The organism is Nocardia ignorata NBRC 108230 (assembly GCF_001612905.1).
GTDB lineage: Bacteria > Actinomycetota > Actinomycetes > Mycobacteriales > Mycobacteriaceae > Nocardia > Nocardia ignorata.
In genome coordinates, this window is record NZ_BDBI01000016.1 from 218,110 (window position 1) to 241,762 (window position 23,653).

A 23,653-nucleotide genomic window follows, 5' to 3' on the forward strand; every position below is an offset into this window, starting at 1 on the left:
TCAGATGTCCTTCCCGTTCTTACGGGAGATCCGAACCCGCTTGCCGGTGGTTTCGTCGGTGCGGTAGCCGACGCGAGTCGGGTTTCCGTCGGAGTCGACGACCATCACGTTGGAAACCTGGATGGGGGCTTCCTGGGTCACGATGCCACCCGAGGAGGCGCCACGCTGGTTGGCGGAATCCGCGACGTGCTTCTTGATGCGGTTCACGCCTTCGACGAGAACCTTGCCGGTCGCCGGGTAGGCCTGGATGACCTTGCCCTTGGCGCCCTTGTCCTTGCCCGAGATGACGAGCACGGTGTCACCCTTGTGCACCTTCATGTCAGAGCACCTCCGGGGCCAGCGAAACGATCTTCATGAAACGCTTGTCGCGCAGCTCACGGCCGACGGGGCCGAAGATACGGGTGCCGCGCGGATCGTTGTCCGCCTTGATCAGCACAGCGGCGTTCTCGTCGAACTTGATGTAGGAACCGTCCGGACGGCGGCGCTCCTTGACGGTGCGCACGACGACAGCCTTGACGACGTCGCCCTTCTTGACGTTCGCGCCGGGGATGGCGTCCTTGACGGTGGCGACGATGATGTCACCGATACCGGCATAGCGACGCGACGAGCCACCGAGCACGCGGATGCAAAGGATTTCCTTCGCCCCGGTGTTGTCGGCGACGCGCAGTCGCGACTCCTGCTGAATCACTTCAGCACCTCCTGGACCTGGATGTATACGTACGCCGGATTGCCGACCCGACGCACATGGTCAGTCACCCACCAGACGCGCGCCTGCCAGCGGTTTTGTCCACCACTGGGGGTTCACGGCCGGATTGCGAGGGCAGAGCTCCCGCAGGCAACCGGTCTAGTGTAGGTGAATCCCCAGGTCGACCCAAATCGGGGGGTCGTCGGCCATTTTGAAGCGAATATGTTTCAAACTCCCGTGCGCGCGTGTGCCCCGTTGTTACGGTCCCCCTGCTCGTCGCGGGGACGAGCCGACGAGGAGCCACCATGAAACTCACCCTTGCCTCCACTGCCTTCGCCGCCGTCCTCACGGTGCTCGCGCCGCAGGCCGCCGCCGGGCCCGTCATCGACATGCTCACCGACACCCTCACGGTCGGTTGCACCTCGAAGATCGACGTCGTCGGCCTCGACGACTACGTCGGCGCCCAGGTCGATTTCGTCGCCAACGGCAAGTTCTTCGCCAGCGACACTGTCGACCTCGAGGTCACCGTCGGCGGCGTCACCGTCGCCAAGGCCACCGCGTTCTACCACGTGGAATCCGAGGTCGAAGTGCAGTTGACGGCGCTGCTGCACGCCACCGGCATGCCGCTGGTCTCCAAGCGCGTGCCGACGGTCATGCGGATCATCAACGCGGGCAGTGGTTTGGCCTGCGACCTGGCGACCGGCAGCGCGGGCAGCTCTTCCTGATCGCCGCAGCCCCCGAGACGGCAGCCGCGCCGGTAGCCTGTGCGAGCTGGATCGCAACGAGCACGGGTGCGGTTGCCGCATCGGGGAAGGAAGTCCTGTGACACAGTCCGGCCGTCCGTCGGTTGTCGACCGCCGCGCATTCCTGGCCGCCATGGGGTTGGTGCCGGTGGCCGTCGCCCTGGCATCGTGCTCGTCCGATGCGCCCGCGGCACAGTTGAACGGGGTGGATCTGAGCGGGGGCGATCCGGCTATCCGCCCGCAGGACGACCTGTACCGCCACGTCAACGGCGCCTGGCTGCGCGACTACCAGCTGCCACCGGACAAGGCCTCGGTCGGCGCGATCACCGACGCCAACGACCGGACCCTCGATCAGCTGCGCGCGATCATCGAATCCATCTCCGATCCCGAGCCGGGTTCGGAGGCGCAGCAGATCAAGGATCTCTACGACGCGCGCCTGGATCTCGACGAGATCGAGCGCCTCGGCATCACGCCGCTTTCCGGGTTGTTCGCCGCGATCGACAAAGCCCCGGGCAAGCCGGAGCTGGCCAAGGAGATGGCGATCGCACCGATCGCCGGCCTGATCGGGATGGGCATCGGTATCGACCGGAAGAACTCCAAGGCCTATATCCCCAGCGTCGGCCAGTCGGGCCTGATGCTCGGCGAGCAGTACTACCGCAAGCCGGAGTTCGCCGAGCAGCTGGCGGGCTACCAGGTGTACCTGGAGAAACTGGCGCAGGGCATCGGCCTGCCCGACCCGGCCGGGGTGGCCCAGCGCGTGCTCGACCTGGAGAAGCGCATCGCCGCCGCGCATTGGGACAGCGTGCGGCTGCGCGACACCGACGCCACCTACAACCTGATGAGCTGGGACGAGCTCACCGAGCTGGGACCGCAGTTCGACTGGGATCCCTGGCTTTCGGGCATGACCGACCGGCCCAAGTCACTGTTCGACAAGATGGTCGTCGGGCAGCCGTCGTTCGTCACCGCGGCCGCGCAGCTGTGGAGCGAGGTGGACATCGCCCTGTGGCGCGACTACCTCAAGCTGCACGTCGCCGACACCTACGCGCGGTTCCTGCCCAAGGCGATCGCCGACGCGCGCTTCGAATTCGTGGGGCGGGTGATGGCCGGACTGGAGGAGAAGCCGGAGATGTGGCGCTCCGCCGTGGGCGTCGTCGACGACAATCTGGGCGAGCCGCTCGGAAAGCTGTACGTGGACAAGCACTTTCCGCCCTCGGCGAAGGAACGCGCCAAGGAGATGGTCGCCGATGTCACCGCCGCGTGGCGCGACAACTTCACCAATTCCACCTGGATGTCGCAGGCCACACGGCAGGCCTCGATCGCCAAACTGGACAAGATCGTGGCGCAGATCGGCTACCCCGACAAGTGGGTCGACTACTCCTCGGTGGAGATCAAGCGTGGCAAGCTGATCGAATCCCTGCTCGCGATCAACGCTTTCGAGTCCAAGCGCGCGTTCGCCCGGCTCGGCACCGAGGTCGACCGCTCGGAGTGGGGCATGTCGCCGCAGACGGTGAATGCCTACTACAGCGCGACGACCAACCAGATCGTCTTCCCCGCCGCCTACCTGCAGCCACCGTTCTTCGACAAGGACGCCACCGACGCGGTGAACTACGGCGCGGTCGGCTCGACGATCAGCCACGAGATCGGCCACGGCTTCGACGATCAGGGCTCCAAATACGACGGTGACGGCAACCGCCGCGACTGGTGGCAGCCGGAGGATCGCGCCGCGTTCGACGCCAAGACCCAGCAGATCATCGCGCAGTACGACGTGCTCGTCCCCGAGGGCGCACCGGAGGGGCAGCATGTGAACGGCGCGCTGACCGTCGGCGAGAACCTGGCCGACCTGCGCGGCCTGCAGATCGCGCTGGAGGCGTACAAGAAGGTGGCGCAACGGTCCGGCGAGACGCCCGATTTCCGCTCGGTGTTCCTGTCGTGGGCGCGGCAGTGGCGCGACAAGCAGACCGTCGAGGCGACGCTGCAGGGCCTGCAGGACACCCACTCCCCCAACGAATTCCGCTGCAACCAGGTGGTGCGCAATATCAACGAGTTCTACACGACCTTCGAGGTGAAGGAAGGCGACAAGCTGTTCATGCCCGCCGACCAGCGCGTCGCCCTGTAGACGGGGCTTGCACCCTCCCAATTCGCCATAGGTTAGCCTAGGCTGACCTAAACCTGCTCGATGGAGGATGCGCTCATGACGTCAGTTCGGACTTCCCGCGGCTGGCGGCGCGCCGCCGTGGCCGCGCTCGCCGGTGCGCTCGCCTTCGGTGTCGTCGCCTGTGGTTCCACCGAGGACGAGGCGGGCTCGGGCGAAGCGGTGACCATCACCCACGCCCGCGGCGAGACCACCGTCACCGGGACGCCGAAAAAGATTGTCGCCCTGGGCAATCAGTGGCTCGATTCCACGCTGGCGCTCGGCGTGGTGCCCGTCGGCTACATCGACAATGTCTCCGCGCTGTCCAAGAGCACCCCGCCGTGGACGCCCGACAGCCTGAAGTCCGCGACCGCGCTCAACACCCAGGGCAGCGTCGCCGAGCAGGTCGCCGCGCTGGAACCCGACCTGATCCTGGCCGACCCGTTCATCGCCGATCAGAAGACCTACGACGACCTGTCGAAGGTGGCGCCGACCATTCCCGCGCTCACCAAGGACGCCGTCACACCGTGGCAGGACCAGGTCACGGCCCTCGGCAAGGTGCTGCACAAGGAGTCCGACGCGACCGCGACGATCAAGAAGGTCGACGACAAGATCGCCGCCATCACCACCGCCAACCCGGGTCTGAAGGGCAAGACCTTCGCCAGCACCTGGCTGGCCAGCCCCGCCCAGCTGATGGTGCTCACCGACCCCGACGACGGTTCGGCCAAGGTGTTCACCCAGCTCGGCATGTCGATCCCGGCGAACCTCACCGCGCAGCCCGCCAACCAGGGTCGGCTGGCGTTGTCGCCGGAGCGCGTCGACGAACTGACCGCCGATCTGCTGCTGGCCGGCTACTCCCCCGGTCTCGACGAGAAGTACCGCCAGCTGCCGGGTTACGCGGATCTGCCGTCGGTGCGCAAGGGTTCGGTGGTGTTCCTGACCACGCAGGAGATCAGCGCGATCAACCAGCCGACCGCCCTGTCGGTGCCCTACATGCTCGACAAACTCGAACCCGCGTTCGCCGCCGCCGCGAAATAAGCTCCACCCACAACTCGAGGATTCACCGTGCTTGCCTCCCCATATCCCGCCCAGACTCGGTTCGCCCTCCGCGCAGGCGTCACCTGTTTGACCACGCCGGCCGGTGCGGTGCTGCTCAATCCGCCGCGCAACGAGAAGCTGACCGGTCTGGGCGCGGGGGCACTGCAGGCACTGAAAACCCTGAACCAGGGCCCGGCGACCGCCGCCGAGATGGCGACCGCGGCCGCCGGTGACGACATCACCGGCCTGATGCGCAAGCTCACCGACGGCGGCTGGCTCGCGGTGACCGTGCGCGACGGCGGCCGCGATCTCTACAGCATCCGCCCGTTCGCCCAGCCCGCGCCCCGGCCCGAGGTCGCGCTGCCGACCTGGTCGGCCACGCTGTCGAAGTTCGCCGTGCTGCACCGCGACGCACAGGGTTTCGTGCTCGAGCATCCGCGCTCGTGGTGCGATCTGCGCATTCACGATCCGCGCCTGCTCGCCCTGCTCGACGGTCCGCTCGCCGCCGACTCGCCGGTGGCCGCCGCGGTGAAGACGCAGTTCATGGCGGACCTGCAGTGGTGCGGGTTCCTCGTCGACGGTGACGAGGAGGAGCACGAGTTCACCACCCGTTCCTGGAACGCGCCCGACCTGTGGTTCCACCGGCGCAGCACGCTCGGCGCCCGCACGGTCACCTGGGACGATTTCGGGCCGACCCGCTGGGCCGAGGGCAAGTTCCCCGAATTGCCCGCTCGCCGGGCGCCTTTCGCCGGTGACCCGATCTTCCTCCCCAAGCCCGATCTCGTCGCGCTTCGTGTCGGTGACCCGAGCCTGTCGGCCGCGCTCGAGGACCGCGTCTCCACCCGCGCCTTCGACGACAGCGCCCCCGTCACTGCCGCCCAGCTGGGCGAACTGCTCTTCCGCAGCGCTCGCACCCGCGAGGACGGCTCCCGCCCCTACCCCTCCGGCGGCGGCGCCTACGAGCTCGAGGTCTACCCCGCGGTGCGCAATGTGGCAGGCCTGGAAAGCGGGCTGTACCACTACGATTCGGTCGACCACGCCCTGCGTCACGTGGCCCCCTTCGACTCCCCCGCCGTCCAGAAACTGGTGAAGTCCACCTCGGCCACTCTGGCCGGTGGCGCGGAACCCCAAGTGGTCCTGCTGGTTTCGGCCCGCGCGGGCCGGGTGATGTGGAGCTACGAACAGGTCGCCTACGCCAACATCCTCAAGCACGTCGGCGTCTTCATGCAGACCGTCTACCTCTCGGCCACCGCCATGAACCTCGGCGTCGTCGCCCAGGGCTTCTCCGACACCTCCGCCTTCGCCACCGCCACCGGCATCGACGAACTCGAGGAGTGCAACGTCGGCAGCATCATCGTCGGCTCGCCTGCTCGCTGAGAAACTTCATGTGAGAGCTACGTCACAAGATGCAACCCGCCGCGCGGGGAGTGCGTCCAACCAATCGACGTGCTTTCTAGCGGAGCGAGGGTTTCATGAACGACGACTGGTCGGCGCCGACTCGTGCGGAGAACAACGCCCTGCGTGCGCAGATCGATTCGATGCTCGAGATGTTCGCGTCGGAGAAGTCGGCGCTGCTCGGAATGCAGGCGCGTGCGACCGAACTGGTGAGCGTGTGGTCCGAGGACGGGCTGGTGCGCGCTTCGGGAAACATCGCCGGGGTGTCCGAGGTGCACATCGAGCCCGACGCCTTCAAACGGTCCACTCCTGAATCCCTCGGCCGCTCCGTCACCGAAGCCCTCGGCGAGCTCGCCCGGCAGACCGCCCGTACCCAAGAAGAGGCACTGAGCCCGATCTCGGCGGCCATGCCCGACCTGTCCGACCTGGTTCCCGGCGCACCGAGCATCAAAGAACTGATGGCCCAGCTCGCCCCGCCCGCACCACCGAAACCGGAACCGGTTGCCGAGGCGCCGCGCGGTCTCGTCGACGACGAAGACGACGAAGACGGCTACTTCCGCAACCGCAACTACCTGCGATGAGTTCGCTGAACGTCGACCCGGACGGCCTGCGCAACACCCAGCCGGCCTTCACATCGGTCGCCTCGACCATCACGACAGCGGCTCAGCAGCTGGCTGCGGTGATCGCGGCCGAAGGTGAATGCTGGGGTGGAGACGAGATCGGCCCTGTCTTCGTTCGATGGTTTTCCCCAGGTATCGGCCCTGCGGTGGCCGGACGCCCTTCCTGACGGCAACCGGGACAACCGCAACAGTGAAGTAGGCGGAACCGCGCGCGGCCACATGGCTCGGCGAAGCGCCGCTCCACTTCGGGGCTGTGCCGATTCCGGTCACAGTTCCAGGCTCTACACGATCACGCCCGTGATGGTTGCGAGATCGGTGGCGCTGCACTTCTTTCCTGTCGACGCCAATGGAGGAATGCACCATGCCGGAACAAGTTCTCACTCTGGAACGGGCCCGACAACTGCTGGCCAAGGTCTTCGGCCCGAATCGGGAGTTCCGAGTGGTGGAGTCCGAACACGGCTGGGTGGGTCGTGGGATCATGACGGCGGAAGAGACGTCGCAGGGGATGGGACTCGGGCAGGGGAACTACGTCCTGAACAAACACACCGGGGTGATCACGGCGCATCGGAGCCTGCCGCCGGAACTGATCGGGGAGGAGTTCGACCAGGCGATCGAAACGGGCCAACCGGTGCAGGGGAGCCGGGTATATCCCCCGCTCCATCGGATCCATCTACTGAAGACCTTCGAGGACCCACAAACGGTCCAGTATCAGGTCCACGTGACGGAGCTGGAGCAACCGAACAATCCGCCGACGACGGAACTGGTCACGATCGACAAGGAAACCCTGCACTTCCAGCCGAGCGGTGGACCGCTGTCGCAGGCCACGGCGTGGGCCGAGATGCTCAGCAGAACGACGGGATCCTGGCCGACCGACGAAACGATCGACCGGTAGCGAATATGATAGGGGAATCCCAGGCCAGAGAAATTGGCCATGCCTTCCTCGAGTCCGAAGAATTCGGTCTCAGGGAATTCGATTTCAGCTGGCGCGTCGTACTGAGTTTCCAGAGTCGCGGCTCGACACCGCTTGTAGTGGAACGGGAAACAGGAGAGTTACGCCAGTTCCCTTCCTCCGTGCCTCCGATGCGGGTCGAGACCCGGTATGCAGACGTAAGGCACCTTGGCCATCCCGGATAGACGGGATCCTATGCCCCGAACCACGAGCGCAGCCGGACCTTTCGGCATTTCCCTCGGTTTGCGGGAACTGAACTCTGGGCGTTCGGCACCATCGGTGTCACCGACGCTCGGGCCGAACTGGCCAAGCGGTTCACCACTGCGGGCGACGCGCTCTGGACCGACCGCCGCCCCCTCGGTTGCCTGGCCAGTTCCGGTCGGGTGAAGAAGGGGGAACCGGATGGCGGTGGGGTGCGTCTAAGTTTGTAGCGGTGGGATTCGGCCGTGGGCGATCAGGTAGGAGTGCTGTGCGTAGCGTTGGGGTGATGCGGGCCGTGGTGTGTGGCGCGGTCGGGGCGGCGGTGCTTGCCGGGTGTGGGGAGAGTACTGAAGGGTCGGCCGGGCCTACTACGACCGTGCGGGATCCGGACACGATCGAGGTGTTCAACCCGTGCCGGGGGGCGTTGTCGGATGAGGTGCTGCGCAGCGTCGGGCTCGACCCTGCAACGAAACTAGTCACCACCGATCCTCCAAGCGGGGTATCCGCGTGGCGAATTTGCGACTGGGCGCCTACCGACGATCGCTACGGATCGGGTCGGCGCATGGTCGGTGTGGGCTCGACCAGCCACACTCTGGCAGAAGCGCGAGCGAAGGAAGGGGTCACCCTTATCCGGGATACCAAGGTCAACTCCCGTCCGGGCCTTGTATCGAAGGAGAACAGCACTCCCGACATCTGTTATGTCTCGTTCGAGGCCGAGCAAGGCATGTTCGAGGTGACTGCCGCGTGGTTGAGCACAGAAGGTCCTCGGGGCGGGGATCTGTGTGAGATGGCGGAGAAGTACGCGGCGGCGCTCGAGCCGCATTTGCCGAAGTAGGAGGGGACATCCGAGATGACTCAGGATCACGCCACGTATTGGCGAAACATGAAGCAGCAGGCCATCAATGGCGAGCTCAAGCTCGCGGAAGACCTCGGGCAGGCTCTCGCCGACGTCGTCAACCAATACGTCCTCGATCTTGAAGCGCAGAAACTCATCGCGGGCAAGCTCGATCGCCTGACCGGCTGGGGCAGCCTCCCCTCCGCCGACGCGATCCGCGGCAAATACGAGAACAAGGCAGTAGCAGGCGGCTCACACGACCCCGACGACTCCGCCGTGAAACGCCTGGATCAGCACATCGCCATCGCCCGCGACCAGCGCGACACCTTCCTCGCCGCCATCGGCAAACTGCAGGCCGTCGATCAGCAGTCCGCGGGCGCGATCGGCAATGCGGGGGCGAGTATCTGATGGGGTTCTGGGATCCCCTCGAGTCGATCGGCATGGGTGTCTTCCACGTCGGCACGCTCGGAATTTTCAAGGTGATCGACAACCATGACCGGTCCGATAACGCCGACGAACAACGGCGTGCCCTCGATGACCAGGGCAAGCTGGCGTGGGAGGGCGACCGGACCATCATCGGTGACGAGTGGGCGCGGTTGCGTGCGGGCGCGGATGTCACCATGCAGGAGGCCGCGGTGAAGGATCCCGAGCCGTTCAGCGCCTGGCCGCATCAGCGGATCTGGGAGGCCTTGCAGGGCAAGGACGGTCAGGGCGGGGTCGATGCCGGGCAGATCAACGCGACGGCCGACGGTTGGCGCCGGCTCACCACCGGCACCGAAACCGCTGTCAACAACTACCGCACCAACTTCGAACGGGTCTTGACCGAAAAGTGGTCCGGTGCTTCGGGTTCTGCGGCGATCGAGGCGGTGAAGAGTTACACCACCGAGGCCGCCAAACTGCCGACCACCTTCCAGATGGTCGCCAACGGTATCGATTACATGGAAGGCCTTCTCGGACAAGCCAAAATCGCCATCCCGAAACCGGAAGAGGTCAGCGCCTTCGACGAGTTCGTCGGCCATATCCCGGGCAACGGTGTGGTCAAGGCCGCCCAGCATCGGGCGAACGAAGCGGAGGCAGACGCTCAGCTGTTCATGATCGGCACCTATCAGCCAGGTGCGCTTACCGTCGACAAACAAACACCGGTGCTGCCGCTCCCCCAGAACAATGTCACGGATCCGGGCGGCGGAGTGCCGGGCGACGGTACGCCGGGAGATGCGAACGGCGGGGGCAACAACACTGACAACGGTGGCGGCGCATCGACGAATCCTGCTGGTACGACCGAGAATCCGACCGCCGAGACACCGCAGTCGACCACTCCCGGCGATGATCAAGAGGACGACGACACAGACGACGACTCGACCAGCCCGGCAAGCACCGAGTCACCGGCCACAACGCCTGCTACGACGCCGACGACGACACCGGCCACACCCGGCGACAGCAAACTCGGGTCTCCTGGCACCGGATCTCCCGGCTCAGGATCGCCGGGGTCGGGGTCGCCCGGCTCGAGCGTGCCCGGCGCCGGAGTACCGGCCGCGGGACGCTCCGTTGCGGGAACACCCGGAGCCGCGGGGGCGCAGAACTCCGGCGCTCGCGCGGGGGCCTCGGCGGCGGGTGCGCGCGGGATGAGCGGGATGCCCGGCATGATGGGCGGCGGCGGAAGAGGTGGTGGGCGTGACGACGAGAACGAGCACACCACCCCGGATTACCTCATCCATGATCGCGAGCACGAACTCATCGGGCAGCTGCCACCGACGCTGCCGCCGGGCGGGGTGATCGGCGCATGAGCCGAGCCCAAGCACCGGCCCTTGATCACACCTGGGTGCTCGATCCACACGCCTTCGCCATCGGGCTGGAAGCGCACGGTCGGGATCGGATGCCGTATCCGCTGACCTTTCGGCCCGAGTTCGCCGAGACCATGGAAATTCACCAGCAGCGGCGGGAAGCTGCCGGGCACAGGTTGGCCCAGGTGTACGACGCGGTCCTGGACAGGGTGTTCCGGGCCGTTCTCGAGCCCGAGGTCCGGGTGGAGATCCAGGGCTTGCACGGACCGGGTCAGGCCGAGGTCGTGCGCGTTTATGCGGGCATCGTGGAGGATCACGCGGCGTTGGCCGTTCAGGCCTCGGGGCCGACGCGCGAGCAAGGCGGCGACATCACGCTCTCCGTTGTCCGCCTGGCCGACCTGGCAGCGGCGATCGTCGCGAAACTGCCACGCCTGCACGGTGGTTCGACACAGCGTTTCGAGGGCAGGCGCAGCGATCTCGAGACGGCGACCTTCGCTCGCCACCCCACCCGCCTGTCCCCGGTCGAGCACACGCAACGCTTCTTCCGGCGCCCCCGAATCGGCACGGGCGAGATCACCGTTTTCCCTGGGTTCCAGGTCGATTCCCGGCCCACTTCCGACGGCAAGGCGTTCCTCTGGCTCGACTACCCCGACGACGGCCGCTACCTCCTGCAACACCACGACACCGACAATTTCACCGTGATCCCCGGCCCACCCGCCGAGTTGGAGCATCGTCTCTCCAGGCACATAGCCATCTTCACCGATCGCAGATGAACCCACCGTCGATCGGATTCGATGCGGCTGGTCAGCCGGGGGCCGCGCGGGTCAGGCGGCGGGGGTGCCGTCCCAGGTGACGAGTTTCCAGCCTTTGGCGGGGCTGCCCTTGACGATTACGCGGCCGGTGTTGCGGATGGGGTCGGACTGGAGTTTGGTCATGTCGGGGTTGCTGACGGTCATGAGGGTCCAGACCATGATGGAGCCGCCGTGAGAGAAGATCGTGGCGCGTTTGTTGCCGCGGTCCTGGATGTCCTGGATCGAGTCGTCCATGCGCTTTTTGAATTCGTGGCCGTTGATCGAGCCGGGGATGCGGGCGTCGAGGTTGCCCTGCATCCACTGGACCGGTGCGGCGAAATAGTTCGCCATCGCGTCCTTCTCGGGTGTGCCTTCGTAGATTCCGGCTTCGATTTCGTGGAAGCCCTCCTCGACGACAACGGGGCGGTCGCACAGTTCCGAAGTGGGTAGTGCGGTCTGCTGTGTCCGCACCATTGTCGAGGCGTAGACGCCGTCGAACTTGCAGTCGGCCAGGCGCAGCGCGGCCGCGGCGGCTTGCTCCCAGCCTTTGTCGGTGAGGTCGGGGCCTGGGACGGACGTGTCGATCAGGCCTGATGCGTTGCCGGCCGATTCGGCGTGGCGGACGAAGGTGAGGGTCATTTCACCTGTCTGCGGTGCGGCGGCCGCACTTCCGCCGCCGGCGGTGATCATGGCAACCGCGGCGATGACCACGGACAGACGTGACGCGATCTGGGGCATAGGGACTCCTCGAGTAACCGGTGTGGGCCCACGCTGGTGTATGAATGCGACCCGTTCCGGGACGGTAGGTTCGCGCCCGACCGGTCGCCACGTCGTCTCCCGATGAACGGCACGTTATCTACTTTTCGTGAGGACCCGGTAGACGAAGACGAATTGCCAGAGGCCGATGAACAGCGTCGGGAGGCGTTCGTAGAAACCGGCCGACGATTGGCCGCCGACCGGTGTCGATTCCACGGCGGCGAAGAAGGCTCCGACCGCTGCTATCGAGAACACGGCGGTGGCGATGGAGAAGACCGACCACAGGCGGGAACGGCGGGTGACAGCGGCGAGGGCCGCCACGGGGAAGGCCGTGAAGACGACAAGGGCGCCGAGGTTGTGGATTCCGCCGGTCGCGGTGACGACCGTCGGGGCGCCTTCGGGGAAGCCGAGTACCGGGTCGGTGGGGAAGAATCCGATGACGATCAGTCCGGCGGCGGCGACCAGCAGGGCGAGGTACCCGACGGTGCGCAGGGACGCGGTGCGGCGGAGCCCTTCGGCGAAGAGCACCGTCAGGATGCCGTAGAGGACGAAGTTGCTGTTCTGGATCCAGCCGTGGGGGGCGAGGCTGAGGGCGCTGATGGTGTCGTGGGAGGAGTCGTAGCCGGCCTGGAGTGCGCCGTTGATCAGGTAGCCGAGGACGAAGACGGCCGGACCGAAGGTGCCCGCCACCAGCAGATGTGTACTGCGTATGCTCACAGATACAAAGTACACATTTCGTGCGTACTAAGTACACATCAGGAGTGGAACAGGCGTGACTTCTCTCTGGGAACGGCTCACAGAAGGCGACCGGAACGCCGGTAAACCCTTGTCCGCCAGGCGAATTGCCGAGACCGCGGTGGCGGTGGCCGACGTCGACGGGCTCGACGCCATCACGATGCGCCGGCTCGCCACGGAGCTCGGGGTGGCGCCGATGGCTGCCTACCGGCATGTGGCGAGCAAGGACGAGGTGCTGGAGCTGATGGTCGACCTCGTCTACGGCGAGGTCGAATACGCGGCCGGCGACGGCTGGCGCGCGACGCTACGTGAGCTGGCGACGGCACTTCAGGCGCTGATCCTGCGGCACCCCTGGCTCACCCGGCTCACCGCACCGGAGCTGGTCTACGAACTCACACCCAACCGCATGGCCGTGACCGAGCACGCCCTGACCGCGCTCCACGACGACCTCGGTCTCGACCTCGACACGGCAATGGCGGCCGCGCGAACGGTTTTCGCGTATGTGCAGGGTGCGACCGGTGCCGAGATCGGCCTACGCGCGCTCATGGACGATCGCGGCTGGACCACCGGCGCACAGGCGCGCACCGGTCTGTCCACTCAGATGACCTGGCTGCTCGGCACCGGCCACTATCCGACCTTCCAGCGTTATGTGCACGAGGCACGGCGCAAGGACGACCTGCGCTGGCAGTTCGACACCGGCCTCGAGCAGGTGCTCGACGGCATCGAAGCGCGTCGGTGACCTACTTGCCGCGCAGGCCGAAGGGGTTGCCGTCGGGATCGGCCAGCGTGCAGATGCGGAGGTCGGGAGCAACTGTCTGCGGGCCCGATTTCTCGGTGGCTCCTGCGGCGAGCAGGGCGTTCCGGGTGGCGTCGAGGTCGTCGACGTCGGTCATCGCGACCGGTCCGGTGGCGCGGTCGCCCTGGGGGTTGAGGCTGATCTCGAAGCCGTTGACGTTGTAACCGACGTAGTACGGCTGGTCGGTGTGGGGCTGGCCGTAGAGGGCCGTATAGACCTTTTTGGCGGCTTCCAGGTCGGAGACGGGAATGACGACGGCGCCGATGGCGGGACTCATGGTGCTTCCTTCCGAAGAACAGCGGGACTGCGTCGAATGGAAAACGGTCGAGAACCAGCGTAACCAGCGATAACGCCGAACAGGCGGATCCATCGCGGGGGGCATGCCGGACGCGGGCAGGCGAGGCTGCCCGCGTCCAGGTGCTCAGAGAGCGGCGGCCAGGGTTTGCACAGCCAGGGTCCACAGGTCGGCGAAACGGTTGGCCTGTGCTTCGGTGAACAGGGCGGTGCTCCAGCGGAAGTTGGTCGTCAGGGCGGGGCCGGCGGCGGTGGTGCCGATGCCGGCGATGACGTCTATCGCGTAGCGCAGGGGTAGGTCGGGTTCGGGGTCGAGTGGGAGGGCGGTGTCGTGGGCGCCGACCAGCAGAGACCACGGGTCGGTGTTGTTGCCGCTGAGGTCGATTCGGCCGAGGTAGTTGAATTCGACCTGGGGTTCGGCGGCGTTGCGGAGTTCGGGGACCCGGTCGACGTAGCGGAGCAGGCCGTAATCGAGTCCCTGGTTGGGAATTTCACGAATATGCCGAGTGACGGCGTCGAGCAGTGACCGCGCGGAAGCCGGATCAGCTTGGGCGCGTGCGACATCCACGCACTGGCCGCCGACGCCGAGTCGGACGGGGAACACGCTGGTGAACCAGCCGAGGGTGTTGGCGGTGTCGGTGCCGAGTTCGGCGTCGGCGCGGCCGTGGCCCTCGAGGGCGATCAAAGCGCCTGCGGCTGGATCGTTTCCGTTGTTCGCGTGCAGCGAGGCCATGGTCATGGTGAGGGCGGTGAGCAGGAATTCGCGGACGCCCTCGTCCTTGCCGATGCGGTCGAGGAGGCGCTGGGTCACCTCGACGGGGGTGGCGACGGTGTTCACGCGCAGACTCGACCAGGTGTCGGACGCGGGGGCGGGGTGCCGGGAACCGAGGGGCGCGTCCGGTTGGCGCACCTGGGCCGCCCAATAGTCGCGCTGAGCAAGCACTTCCGGTGTGCTGGCGCGCTGCCACATGCCCTCCGACCACTGCCGGTAGGAGGTGAACTCGGGCAGCATCTTCGGGGTGACGCCGGACTGGATCTGCTGCCAGGCGGCGGCGAGTCCGTCGATCATGATGTGCCAGGACACCACGTCGACAGCCAGGTGGTGCACCGCGAGCAAAAGGATGTCGCCGGGATCGCCATCAGCGTCGTCCCCGGAATTCTTCGCGTCGCGCGAGCTCTGGTCGACTTCCGACGAGCCCGGTGCACCCGCGAACCACACCGCGCGCACCATCTCCCCCGACCTCGGGTCGATCGCGTCGTTGGCGATACGCGCGTATTCCGTGATGACGGAATCCAGTTCGGAACCGGCGAGTCCACGCGGCGCTTCGATCACCACGTCGCCCGCGGCAACGACACCGGGCGCGCGGGTGAGCAGGCGCGGACCATCGGGCGTATCGGTGAGCACGGCACGCAGGGTGTCGTGTGCGTCGAGGAGGGCTTGGAGCGTGGATTCCAGGCCGGCACGGTCGATTCCGGCGGGCAGGCGGAGCAGTGCGGTCTGGGTGAAGCGGCGGTAGTTGCCGTACTCGTACATCCACGACACCACCGGCAGCGGCGGAACCACACCGTAGGAGTCGGCGCCTGCCTGGGCGGCGGCGGGTGCGTCGTCGACCGCGGCGGCGAGTTCGCGGATGGTCGGGCAGGCCAGAACCATGCGCGGGTTGAGCGCGAGGCTTCGGCGGCGGGCCTTGTTCACCAGGGAGATGGCGACGATGGAGTCGACACCGAGTTCGTAGAAGTCGGCGTCGATACCGGGGGCGCGGCCGTCGAAGAGTTCGGCGAAGACCTCGCTCAGCGCGATCTCGGTCGGCGTCTCGGCGGCGGCATTGCTGTCGGCCGACGAAAGCGCTTGTTCGGCGAGCTCGTTCAGTGCGTGCCCGTCGAGTTTGCCGTTGACGTTCACCGGCAACCGGTCGAGGACGACGATGCGCGCGGGGATCATGTACGCGGGCAGGCGCTGGGCGAGGTCGGCGCGCACCCGGCTCACCACGACGGCACGTCCGGCCTTGCCGACGACGAAGCCGACCAGCGACGCGCCACCGGCACGACGGACCACGGTGACGGCGGCGGTGTCGATATCGGCCGAGCGGCGCAGCGCGGTCTCGATCTCGCCGACCTCGATGCGGTAGCCGCGCACCTTCACCTGCGCGTCGGCGCGGCCGAGGTAACCGAAGCGACCACCCGGCAGGCGGCGGATGAGGTCACCGGTGCGGTACATGCGCTGCCCCGGGCGGGCCGGGTCGGCGACGAACCGGTCGGCGGTGATGGCAGGTTTGCCCAGGTAGCCGCGGGCCAGTTGCACGCCGGACAGGTACAGCTCGCCGACGATTCCCTGTGGAACCGGGCGCAGCCGTGAGTCGAGGACGTAGCCGACCATGCCGCCGTTGGCGGTGCCGATCGTCGGGATTTCCGAGGTGGCGACCGGGGCGACGACGGCTTCGACGGTCGTCTCGGTCGGCCCGTAGCAGTTGTACACAGCCGTCCCCGGGAGCGCGCGCAAACGTGCCCACAGGGCGGTGTCGATGGCCTCACCACCGAGTGCGAGGACGGACAGCTCACGATCGAGCAAGCCCGCCGCCGCCAACTGGGCCAGCATCGAGGGGGTCGTGTCGATCATGTCGATGTCGAATTCAGCCATGCCCGAGACGATTCGGTGTGCGTCGCGCATCTCGTCGGCATCGAAAAGGTGCAGGGCCTGGCCCGCGAAGAAGCCGACCATCGGCTGCCAGGAGGCATCGAACCCGAGCGACCAGGCGTGCGCGATGCGCAGCGGGCGGCCGAGTTTCGCCATCGCCGGGCGGTAGAACCGCTCGAGATGGTCGGCGAAGTATCCGGCCAGCGCGGCGTTCGTGCCGACGACACCCTTGGGCTCGCCCGTGGAGCCGGAGGTGAAGATGATGTAGGCGGCGTGGTCGAGTTCGCGACGGACGACGGGGGCTTGCGCGGGGCGGCGCGCGATCCGTTGGACAACCTCGGCGTCGTCCAACGTGAGCACCGCGGCGCCGGAGCCCGCGATCCCGTCCGGCAGGTGAGGATCCTTGCCGAGAACGACGGCGATCACCGGGTTCGACTGGCGCAGAATCGATTCGATGCGACCTACGGGCAAGCTGATATCGACCGGGACGTAGGCCGCACCGGCGGCGAACGTGGCAAGAATGGCCACGATCGCATCGGTGCCGCGCGGAAGCATCAGGGCGACAACGGTTTCCGGGCCGACACCGTGTGCGGCGAACTCGGCGCCCAGGCGGCAGGCACGATCGTGCAGCTCGCGGTAGGTGAAGCGTTCGCCCGAGGTGGTCGTGAGGGCGGTGGCGTCCGGGGTCGCGGCGACCTGCTGCTCGAACAGCTCCCAGGGTGTGGACGAGGGCGCGGGCACGAGGTCCGCGGCAGCACTGGCCAGTTCGGCATGCTCGGCGGGCGTGAGCAGGTCGATGGCGTCGAGGGTCGCCTCGGCGTCGAGTGTGGGCAGAGTGCGCAGGATGGCGACCAGACGGGCGCCGAGGTCGGCGGGGTCGAGGTGGCCGAGCAAGGCGGGCACCGCCTCGACGAGGACGAGCAGTTCCCCTTCGCTCATGTGCGAGACCACCGTGAGCGGGTAGTGGGCGAGACTTTCCATCTCGATGGGCCGGAACTGGGCGCCGTCGGCGGCGGTGACGGTCTTGATCGCGTCGTCGATGGGGGCGTTCTCGAAGACGAACAGGGTGTCGAACAGGGCGCCGTGACCGGCCGCGCGCTGCAGGGTCGACAGGCTCAGGTAGCCGATATCGCGCATGGTCGACGAATCACGTTGCAGCCGAGCGCATTGCGCGACGACCGGTTCGGTCGACTCGAGCCGGTACACGACGGGGACGGTGTTGATGAACAGCCCGACCATGCCCTCGACACCGGCCAGCTTTTCGGGGCGGCCGCTGATGGTGGTGCCGTAGACGACGTCCGTGCGGTCGGTGATCCGGCCGAGCAGCACCGTCCAGGCGAACTGCACGGCGGTATTGAGCGTCATGCCGTTGGCGCGCGCCCACTGCTGCAAGGCTTCGGTTTCGCAGGCCGACAGGCGAAGTCGCGTGGTCTCGGGCACCGAGGAATCGCGCGCACCGGTACCGTCGGCCAGCACCAACGGCGCGCTGACCTGACCTAGGTACTCGGCCCAGCGACGCGCGGCGGCATCGTGGTCCTGGGCGCCGAGCCAGCCGATGTAGTCGCGGTACGGGCGCGGGGCGGGCAACCCGTCGAGACTGCCGCCCGCCTGGTACACCGCGAGCAGTTCGGTGAAGAACACCGCGACCGCCCAGCCGTCCATCAGGATGTGGTGGGCGGTGAGGATCATCCGCTTGCGCGGCTGCGGCGCGTCGGTGACGTTCAGCAACAGGATCCGCAGGGCCGGACCACGGCTCAGGGTGAACGGCACGCGCCGCTCCGACTCCGCGATGGAATCGAATTCGCTCGCCACCGCGTCACGTTCGGCCCACGGCAACTCGGCGTGCGACGGGATGATCTGCACCGGCTTGGGCACGTCGGTGTCCCAGAACGCGGCCCGCAGGTTCGGGTGACGGTCGAGCATGGCCTGGGCGCTGCGGCGCAGCAGGGCGGTGTCCAGCGGGCCGTCGATGTCGACCACGAATTGCATCGTGTAGAGGTCGATCTCGGTCCCGGCCATCCGCGACAGGGAGAACAACCCCTCCTGCAGGGGGCTCAACGCGAGTACGTCTTCGATCTGCGGCGCACTCATGCTGCGTCCTTTCCTAGTGGTCGAGCCGTTGTTCATCCCTGTGCGGACCAGGCCGCGGTGAGGGCGGACAGGGCGTCGGAGTCGAGGCCGGACGCGCTCATCGGCGCGTGCTCGACCTGCTCGGGCACTTCGGTTTCCGCCTCGCGGGGCGCGGCGTCGACGGCGGCGGCCAGTTCGGTGATGGTCGCGCACTCGAACACCATCTGCGGGGTCAGCGGCAATCCCTGGGCGGCGGCACGGGCCGACCACTGGATGGAGATGACGCTGTCGCCGCCGAGGGCGAAGAAGTTGTCGTCGCCGGTGACGTCGTCGATCTCGAGGAGCTCCTCGATCAGGGCGATCAGGGTGCGCTCGGTGTCCGAATCGGCGGCTCCCCCGGCGGCGGCCGTCGTGGCGACGGGTGCCGGGACGGCGAGCAGCCGGTCCAGGTCGGCCTGCGGCAGCACCCGCAGGTCGGCGATCGGCTGGTCCGGGTTGTCGGCGAAGGCGCGCAGGGTGGCGGCCAGGGCGTCGGCGATGAGCGCGGCGGTAGCCGGTTCGTACAGGTCGGCGTTGACGACGACGCGCACGTCCATGCCGCCCTCGGCGGTCACGTTCAGGCTCAGGTTCAGATCGAGGAACGAGACGTCGAAGTCGGCGGGCAGCACGGTGACCGTACTGGCACCGGAGGTCGCGAACGGCAAGGTGGTCGGCGCCCAGTCGGCCCCACGGAAGTGGATCATGCTCTGGAACAACGGGTTCCGCGACCGCGAACGGCGCGGATTGAGTGCCTCGACGAGGCGCTCGATCGGCAGTTCCTGGTGCGCGTTGGCATCGAGCACCACGTCACGGGCCCGGATCACGGTGTCGCGCAGGGTGGTCGCGCCCGACAGATCGTTGCGGAGCACGACCATGTTCGCGAACAGCCCGATCAGGTTCGTGGTGGCCGGATCGGTGCGTGCCGCGACGGGCGTGCCGAGGGTGATGTCGGTGCCGCCGCCGAGCGTGTGCAGCAGGGTCGCGACCGCCGCCTCGCACACCATGAATTCGGTTGCGCCACTGCCCTTCGCGAGGGACTCGAGACCGGAGCGGACGCTCGCGGGCAACGAGAAGGTGACCACCTCGCCGCGCTTGCCGAGCACCGGCGGACGCGGACGGTCGTGGGCCACCGAGATCTCGTCGGGCACCCCGGCCAGCGCGGTGCGCCAGAAGTCGATCTGGGCTTGCGCGAACTCGCTCGGGGCCGCCTGGTCGAACAACTCGCGCTGCCAGAGGGCGTAGTCGGCGAACTGGATCGGCAGGGGCTCCCAGGCAGGGGCGCTGTCCTGTTCGCTGCGGGCGCGGTAGGCCGTGGTCAGGTCGTCGAGCAGCACACCGAAGGAGGCGTGGTCGGCGACGATGTGGTGCACCAGCAACGACAGCACGTGGGTGTTCGCGTCGACTTCGAGGAGTTCGGCGCGCAGCAGCGGCTCACCGTCGAGGGTGAAGGCGTAGCGGGCGGTCTCGGCCAGCTCGGCCGACACCTGGTCGGCGGTGATCTCCCTGACCGGCAGCGCGACCTCGGTAGCCGGATGGATCACCTGGTAGGGCACACCCTCGTACTCCGGGAACGTGCTGCGCAGGGACTCGTGGCGGGCCACGACGTCACCGAGCGCGGCGCGCAACGCGGCGATGTCGAGCGGGCCGTCGAAGCGCATGGCCAGCGGGAGGTTGCCGACCGAACCCGCACCTTCCATGCGGTACTGGAACCACATCGCCAGCTGCGAGTACGACAGCGGGATGCGCTCGCCGCGCGGTCGTCCGCCGATCGCGGGCCGGGTGGTCGGTGCCGCAGTGACCGCATCGGCGCTCGCCGCGGGCGCCGGTTCGGCTGCCTCGTCGACATCGGAGTCGACCGCATCCAGGTCCATGTCGAACTCGGCGAGGAACCGGGCGACCAGATTCGCGGCGAGCGCGGCGGGAGTCGGGCTGTCGAAGATGACGCGCACGTCGAGTTCGATGCCGAATTCCGCGCGGACCTGCGCGACCAGGCGGGCGGCGAGCAGCGAGTGTCCGCCGAGTTCGAAGAACGAGTCCTCCGCGCCGACCTCGTCGAGACCGAACAGGGCGCCGAACAGTGCGCACATCTTGCGTTCGGTGGCCGTGGCGGGCGCGCGGTGGGTCCGCGCGACGGCCGGGGTAGCGGCGGGCAGGGCGCGCTTGTCGAGCTTGCCGTTGACCGTGAGCGGGACCTCCGGGATCACCGCGAACGCGCTGGGCACCATGAAGTCCGGCAGACCCGCCGCGGCGAAGGCCTGGATCTGCTCGAGGTCGATGAACCCCTCGGCGGGCACCACATAGGCGGCGAGCATGGCGCCGATGGCCGGGTCCTCGGTCACGACGACCACGCACTGGGCGACCGACGGGTGCGCGGCGACGGCGGCTTCCACCTCACCGAGTTCGATGCGGAAACCACGCACCTTCACCTGCTCGTCGGCCCGGCCGATGAACTCGAGCTCACCGAAGTTGTTGCGGCGCACCAGGTCACCGGACCGGTACAACCGTGCGCCGGGGGTGAACGGATCGGCGACGAAACGCTGCGCGCTCAGCGCGGGGCGGTCGAGATAACCGCGGGCGAGCTGATCGCCGCCGAGGTAGAGCTCACCGACCACACCATCGGGCACCAGCTGCAGCGCCTCGTCGAGGACGTAGGTGTAGACGTTGCGGTTGGGCACACCGATCGGCACAACGCCGGTGCCCTGCGGCCCGTGCACCGGCATGTACGTCGAGCAGACCACGGCCTCGGTAGGCCCGTAGTGGTTGCGAAGTTCGGCTTCCAGAGTGTTGGCGAAGCGGTCGGCCACCTCGCCGGGCAGCGCCTCGCCACCCACGGGAACCTGACGCAGCGAACGCCATTCGCTCACCTCGGGCAGCAGCAGGAAGGTGCTCAGCATCGACGGGACCATGTGCAGCACGGTCACCTGACGCCGCATGATGAGGTCGGCGACGTAGCGGATGTCGCGGAACGGCTTGGGTTTCGGCACGATCAGCTGCGCACCGACCGACAGCGTGATGGCGATATCGGCGAGCGAGGCGTCGAAACTCACCGACGACGACTGCATCATCCGGTCGGCGGGCGTCATGTCCCACTCGGCGCAGAAACACACGATGTGTTCGGCGATCGCATTGTGCGGCACCGGAACACCCTTGGGCTTACCGGTGGAGCCAGAGGTGTAGATGACGTAGGCGAGGTTGGCCGGGCGCAGCGGGCGCAACCGGTGGTCGTCGGTCGGCGCCGAGCCGGGGAGCCCGGCCGCCGCCTCCTCGGCGGCGGCCAATTCGGCCGCACCGAGCAGCAATCGGGGCTGCGCGTCCTCGACGAGGTACTCGATGCGGTCTTCCGGGTAGGCCGGATCGATCGGCAGGTACGCGCCGCCCGCCTTCAGCACGGCGAGCACGGCGACGATGAACTCGACCGAGGTGCCCAGGCGCAGGCCGACGACGTCCTCGGTGCCGATGCCCTGCCCGATCAGCCAGTGCGCCAGGCGATTCGCGCGGGTGTGCAGCTCGGCGTAGGTGAGTTCGGCGGTGTCGGAGACCAGTGCGAGCGCGTCGGGTGATGCGGCGGCGGCCGATTCGAACAGGGCTACAAGGGTGGTGGCGGGCTGGTCGACGAGCAGACCGTGGGAGCGGTCGAGCAGTGCGGCGCGCTCGTCGGCGGCGAGCATCTCGAGGTCGCGCAGCCTGCGGGTCGGCTCGCGCAACGCGCTGTCGAGGAGCACACCGAAATGCCCGAGCAACTGATCGACCAGGGCGTCGGACAGCACATCGGTCTGGTATTCGGCCTCGACGACGGCGGTGCCGTCGGCGTCGAGCACCACGGCGAAGGCCAGCGGCACCTGCGCGCTCACGGCGCCGAGTTCGAGCAGGGTGGAGGAGACGCCGTCGAAGGCGAAACCGTCGGCGCTCTTGCGCACGCTGAAGCCGAGACGGACCAGCTGGTCGAGACCGTCGCGACCGGCGACGCGGTCCGGGTTCGCCTCACGCACCACGCGATCGATACCGACACCGCGGCGCGCGAACGCACCGGTGCAGGTCTCGCGGACGGCGGCGACGAGGGTAGCGAAGTCGTCACCGGTACCGATGCCCGCGCGCAGCAGCAGGGTGTTGCCGAAGTAGCCGATGAGCTGTTCAGTACCTGCCGGGCGGTCGGTAACCGGGATGGAGACGAGGAAGTCGTCGGCGGCGGTGTAGCGGTGCACGAGGGCGTCGAAGGCGGCCAGCAGCACCATGAACGGGGTCGCGGCGTGTTCGCGCGCGAATTGTTCGGTGCGGGTGACGAGGTCGGCCGGGAGCCGGTGGGTGCGGCGCTGCGCCTGTCTGCCCGCGGTGGCCGAGGCCGAGCCGGGCAGTTCTAGCGGTTCGGGCAGGGGCCGCAGGGCGTCACGCCAGTAGGCGACGTCGTCGGCCGCGGGTTCAGCGGTGGGGGCGATGGCGGCGAACTGCACGGTGTCTGCCTGCGCGTGCGCGCTGTCGGCTGGCGTGGGGACGCTGTTGGCCCGGCCGGGGATGCCGTCGGATTGTGCGGGCGCGCTGCCGTCCTGCGCGGGCACGGTGCGGTAGGCGGCGTTGAGCTCGGTGAAGAAGACAGCCCAGGAGTCGTCGTCCCAGCAGATGTGGTGGATGGTGAACAGCACCACGTGCTGGTCGGCGCCGGTGCGGATCAAGGTGGCGCGCAACGGCAGCTCGGTGCCGAGGGCGAAGGGGCGGCTGAACTCGCGCTGCGCCAGCACCTCCACCCGCAGGTCACGGCCGGATTCGGCGAGGTCGGTCAGGTCGTGGGTGGTCCACTCGGCGCGGGCGTCGGTGGTGAAGACCTGGAATGGTTCACCCTCGGCGTCCACACCGTAGGTGGTGCGCAGGATGTCGTGGCGGGCGACGACGGCGTCGAACGCGGTGTGCAGGCGGTCGGCGTCGAGCGGACCGGTGAGGCGGTAGGCCACGCAGATGTTGAGGGCGGTGTCCTGCGGGTCGCGGGTCTGCAGGAACCACATGCGGCGCTGGCCCGGCGTGAGCGGGCGGTGCTCCCCCGCCGCGATGCGCGGCACGGCGACGGGTGCGGTGGACGCGGCCATGCCGCGCTCGCGCAGCTTCTGCTGCAGCAGCTGCTTGCGGCGTTCCGCGACGGACAGGGTGGCTTCGGTGTCTGACATCTTCTT

19 protein-coding genes are annotated in these 23,653 nt (G+C 67.8%); 12 read left to right on the forward strand and 7 right to left on the reverse strand.

What is annotated here, in order from left to right; translation table 11 throughout:
• Complete coding sequence (gene rplX, locus NI2_RS14740) at positions 1-318, reverse strand: 50S ribosomal protein L24 (RefSeq protein ID WP_067491085.1); 318 nt, start codon at positions 316-318, stop codon at positions 1-3.
• 1 nt (position 319) lies between these two features.
• The gene (rplN, locus tag NI2_RS14745) at positions 320-688 is read right to left on the reverse strand and encodes a 50S ribosomal protein L14 (protein ID WP_019045060.1); all 369 of its coding nucleotides are present in this window, start codon (positions 686-688) and stop codon (positions 320-322) included.
• A 302-nt stretch (positions 689-990) separates the two neighbouring features.
• On the opposite strand from rplN, the gene NI2_RS14750 reads away from it, so the two are divergent.
• From NI2_RS14750 to NI2_RS14800, 11 genes are all read left to right on the forward strand, one after another.
• On the forward strand, positions 991-1,410 hold the full coding sequence (locus tag NI2_RS14750) for a hypothetical protein (protein WP_067491087.1): 420 nt from the start codon (positions 991-993) through the stop codon (positions 1,408-1,410).
• A 97-nt stretch (positions 1,411-1,507) separates the two neighbouring features.
• Entirely contained in the window at positions 1,508-3,544 is a 2,037-nt protein-coding gene (locus tag NI2_RS14755) for a M13 family metallopeptidase (protein WP_307657202.1), read from the forward strand.
• A 75-nt stretch (positions 3,545-3,619) separates the two neighbouring features.
• Entirely contained in the window at positions 3,620-4,597 is a 978-nt protein-coding gene (locus tag NI2_RS14760) for an ABC transporter substrate-binding protein (protein WP_067491091.1), read from the forward strand.
• A 27-nt stretch (positions 4,598-4,624) separates the two neighbouring features.
• On the forward strand, positions 4,625-5,974 hold the full coding sequence (locus NI2_RS14765) for a SagB family peptide dehydrogenase (RefSeq protein ID WP_067491093.1): 1,350 nt from the start codon (positions 4,625-4,627) through the stop codon (positions 5,972-5,974).
• A gap of 95 nt (positions 5,975-6,069) precedes the next feature.
• Positions 6,070-6,573 carry a YbaB/EbfC family nucleoid-associated protein gene (locus NI2_RS14770; RefSeq protein ID WP_067491095.1) on the forward strand — a complete coding sequence of 168 codons (504 nt, stop codon included), beginning with the start codon at positions 6,070-6,072 and terminating at the stop codon, positions 6,571-6,573.
• Positions 6,570-6,779 carry a WXG100 family type VII secretion target gene (locus NI2_RS14775; protein WP_067491097.1) on the forward strand — a complete coding sequence of 70 codons (210 nt, stop codon included), beginning with the start codon at positions 6,570-6,572 and terminating at the stop codon, positions 6,777-6,779. The genes NI2_RS14770 and NI2_RS14775 overlap by 4 nt, the downstream gene beginning before the upstream one ends.
• Before the next feature lie 194 nt (positions 6,780-6,973).
• Positions 6,974-7,504: an SUKH-4 family immunity protein gene (locus tag NI2_RS14780; RefSeq protein WP_503826290.1), complete on the forward strand. Its 531-nt coding sequence runs from the start codon at positions 6,974-6,976 to the stop codon at positions 7,502-7,504.
• 544 nt (positions 7,505-8,048) lie between these two features.
• The gene (locus NI2_RS33100; RefSeq protein WP_133733960.1) at positions 8,049-8,597 is read left to right on the forward strand and encodes a DUF3558 domain-containing protein; all 549 of its coding nucleotides are present in this window, start codon (positions 8,049-8,051) and stop codon (positions 8,595-8,597) included.
• Positions 8,598-8,612: 15 nt separating this feature from the next.
• The gene (locus NI2_RS14790; protein WP_067491103.1) at positions 8,613-9,005 is read left to right on the forward strand and encodes a hypothetical protein; all 393 of its coding nucleotides are present in this window, start codon (positions 8,613-8,615) and stop codon (positions 9,003-9,005) included.
• Positions 9,005-10,381: a PPE domain-containing protein gene (locus NI2_RS14795; protein WP_067491105.1), complete on the forward strand. Its 1,377-nt coding sequence runs from the start codon at positions 9,005-9,007 to the stop codon at positions 10,379-10,381. Before NI2_RS14790 ends, NI2_RS14795 begins: the two co-directional genes overlap by 1 nt.
• The gene (locus NI2_RS14800; protein WP_067491107.1) at positions 10,378-11,151 is read left to right on the forward strand and encodes an ESX secretion-associated protein EspG; all 774 of its coding nucleotides are present in this window, start codon (positions 10,378-10,380) and stop codon (positions 11,149-11,151) included. Before NI2_RS14795 ends, NI2_RS14800 begins: the two co-directional genes overlap by 4 nt.
• Before the next feature lie 51 nt (positions 11,152-11,202).
• Here NI2_RS14800 and NI2_RS14805 read toward each other — a convergent pair whose 3' ends face one another.
• Positions 11,203-11,907 (reverse strand): histidine phosphatase family protein, encoded by a 705-nt coding sequence (locus NI2_RS14805; protein WP_067491109.1) that lies wholly within the window; start codon positions 11,905-11,907, stop codon positions 11,203-11,205.
• A gap of 114 nt (positions 11,908-12,021) precedes the next feature.
• Positions 12,022-12,642 (reverse strand): DUF998 domain-containing protein, encoded by a 621-nt coding sequence (locus NI2_RS14810; RefSeq protein ID WP_067491111.1) that lies wholly within the window; start codon positions 12,640-12,642, stop codon positions 12,022-12,024.
• A gap of 55 nt (positions 12,643-12,697) precedes the next feature.
• Here NI2_RS14810 and NI2_RS14815 point away from each other — a divergent pair, with 55 nt between their 5' ends.
• Positions 12,698-13,399 (forward strand): TetR/AcrR family transcriptional regulator, encoded by a 702-nt coding sequence (locus NI2_RS14815; RefSeq protein ID WP_208115340.1) that lies wholly within the window; start codon positions 12,698-12,700, stop codon positions 13,397-13,399.
• 1 nt (position 13,400) lies between these two features.
• Here the strand turns inward: NI2_RS14815 and NI2_RS14820 are convergent, their stop codons facing one another.
• From NI2_RS14820 to NI2_RS14830, 3 genes are all read right to left on the reverse strand, one after another.
• A complete protein-coding gene (locus tag NI2_RS14820; RefSeq protein ID WP_067491115.1) occupies positions 13,401-13,733 on the reverse strand; it encodes a VOC family protein in 333 nt (110 codons plus the stop codon).
• Between the two features lie 144 nt (positions 13,734-13,877).
• Positions 13,878-18,476, reverse strand: coding sequence for a non-ribosomal peptide synthetase (locus NI2_RS14825; protein WP_067491117.1), 4,599 nt, complete (start codon positions 18,474-18,476; stop codon positions 13,878-13,880).
• A 32-nt stretch (positions 18,477-18,508) separates the two neighbouring features.
• A complete protein-coding gene (locus tag NI2_RS14830) occupies positions 18,509-23,647 on the reverse strand; it encodes a non-ribosomal peptide synthetase (RefSeq protein ID WP_067491119.1) in 5,139 nt (1,712 codons plus the stop codon).
• Positions 23,648-23,653 lie beyond the last annotated feature (6 nt).

What these genes read in the sequence shown, in the direction of transcription:
- NI2_RS14750 (WP_067491087.1), top strand. Translation starts at nt 991, where the DNA reads ATGAAACTCACCCTTGCCTCCACTGCCTTCGCCGCCGTCCTCACGGTG.
- NI2_RS14760 (WP_067491091.1), top strand. Translation starts at nt 3,620, where the DNA reads ATGACGTCAGTTCGGACTTCCCGCGGCTGGCGGCGCGCCGCCGTGGCC.
- rplX (WP_067491085.1), bottom strand. Translation starts at nt 318, where the DNA reads ATGAAGGTGCACAAGGGTGACACCGTGCTCGTCATCTCGGGCAAGGAC.
- NI2_RS14805 (WP_067491109.1), bottom strand. Translation starts at nt 11,907, where the DNA reads ATGCCCCAGATCGCGTCACGTCTGTCCGTGGTCATCGCCGCGGTTGCC.
- NI2_RS14795 (WP_067491105.1), top strand. Translation starts at nt 9,005, where the DNA reads ATGGGGTTCTGGGATCCCCTCGAGTCGATCGGCATGGGTGTCTTCCAC.
- NI2_RS14825 (WP_067491117.1), bottom strand. Translation starts at nt 18,476, where the DNA reads ATGAGTGCGCCGCAGATCGAAGACGTACTCGCGTTGAGCCCCCTGCAG.
- NI2_RS14830 (WP_067491119.1), bottom strand. Translation starts at nt 23,647, where the DNA reads ATGTCAGACACCGAAGCCACCCTGTCCGTCGCGGAACGCCGCAAGCAG.
- NI2_RS33100 (WP_133733960.1), top strand. Translation starts at nt 8,049, where the DNA reads ATGCGGGCCGTGGTGTGTGGCGCGGTCGGGGCGGCGGTGCTTGCCGGG.
- NI2_RS14790 (WP_067491103.1), top strand. Translation starts at nt 8,613, where the DNA reads ATGACTCAGGATCACGCCACGTATTGGCGAAACATGAAGCAGCAGGCC.
- NI2_RS14775 (WP_067491097.1), top strand. Translation starts at nt 6,570, where the DNA reads ATGAGTTCGCTGAACGTCGACCCGGACGGCCTGCGCAACACCCAGCCG.
- NI2_RS14800 (WP_067491107.1), top strand. Translation starts at nt 10,378, where the DNA reads ATGAGCCGAGCCCAAGCACCGGCCCTTGATCACACCTGGGTGCTCGAT.
- NI2_RS14820 (WP_067491115.1), bottom strand. Translation starts at nt 13,733, where the DNA reads ATGAGTCCCGCCATCGGCGCCGTCGTCATTCCCGTCTCCGACCTGGAA.
- NI2_RS14770 (WP_067491095.1), top strand. Translation starts at nt 6,070, where the DNA reads ATGAACGACGACTGGTCGGCGCCGACTCGTGCGGAGAACAACGCCCTG.
- NI2_RS14780 (WP_503826290.1), top strand. Translation starts at nt 6,974, where the DNA reads ATGCCGGAACAAGTTCTCACTCTGGAACGGGCCCGACAACTGCTGGCC.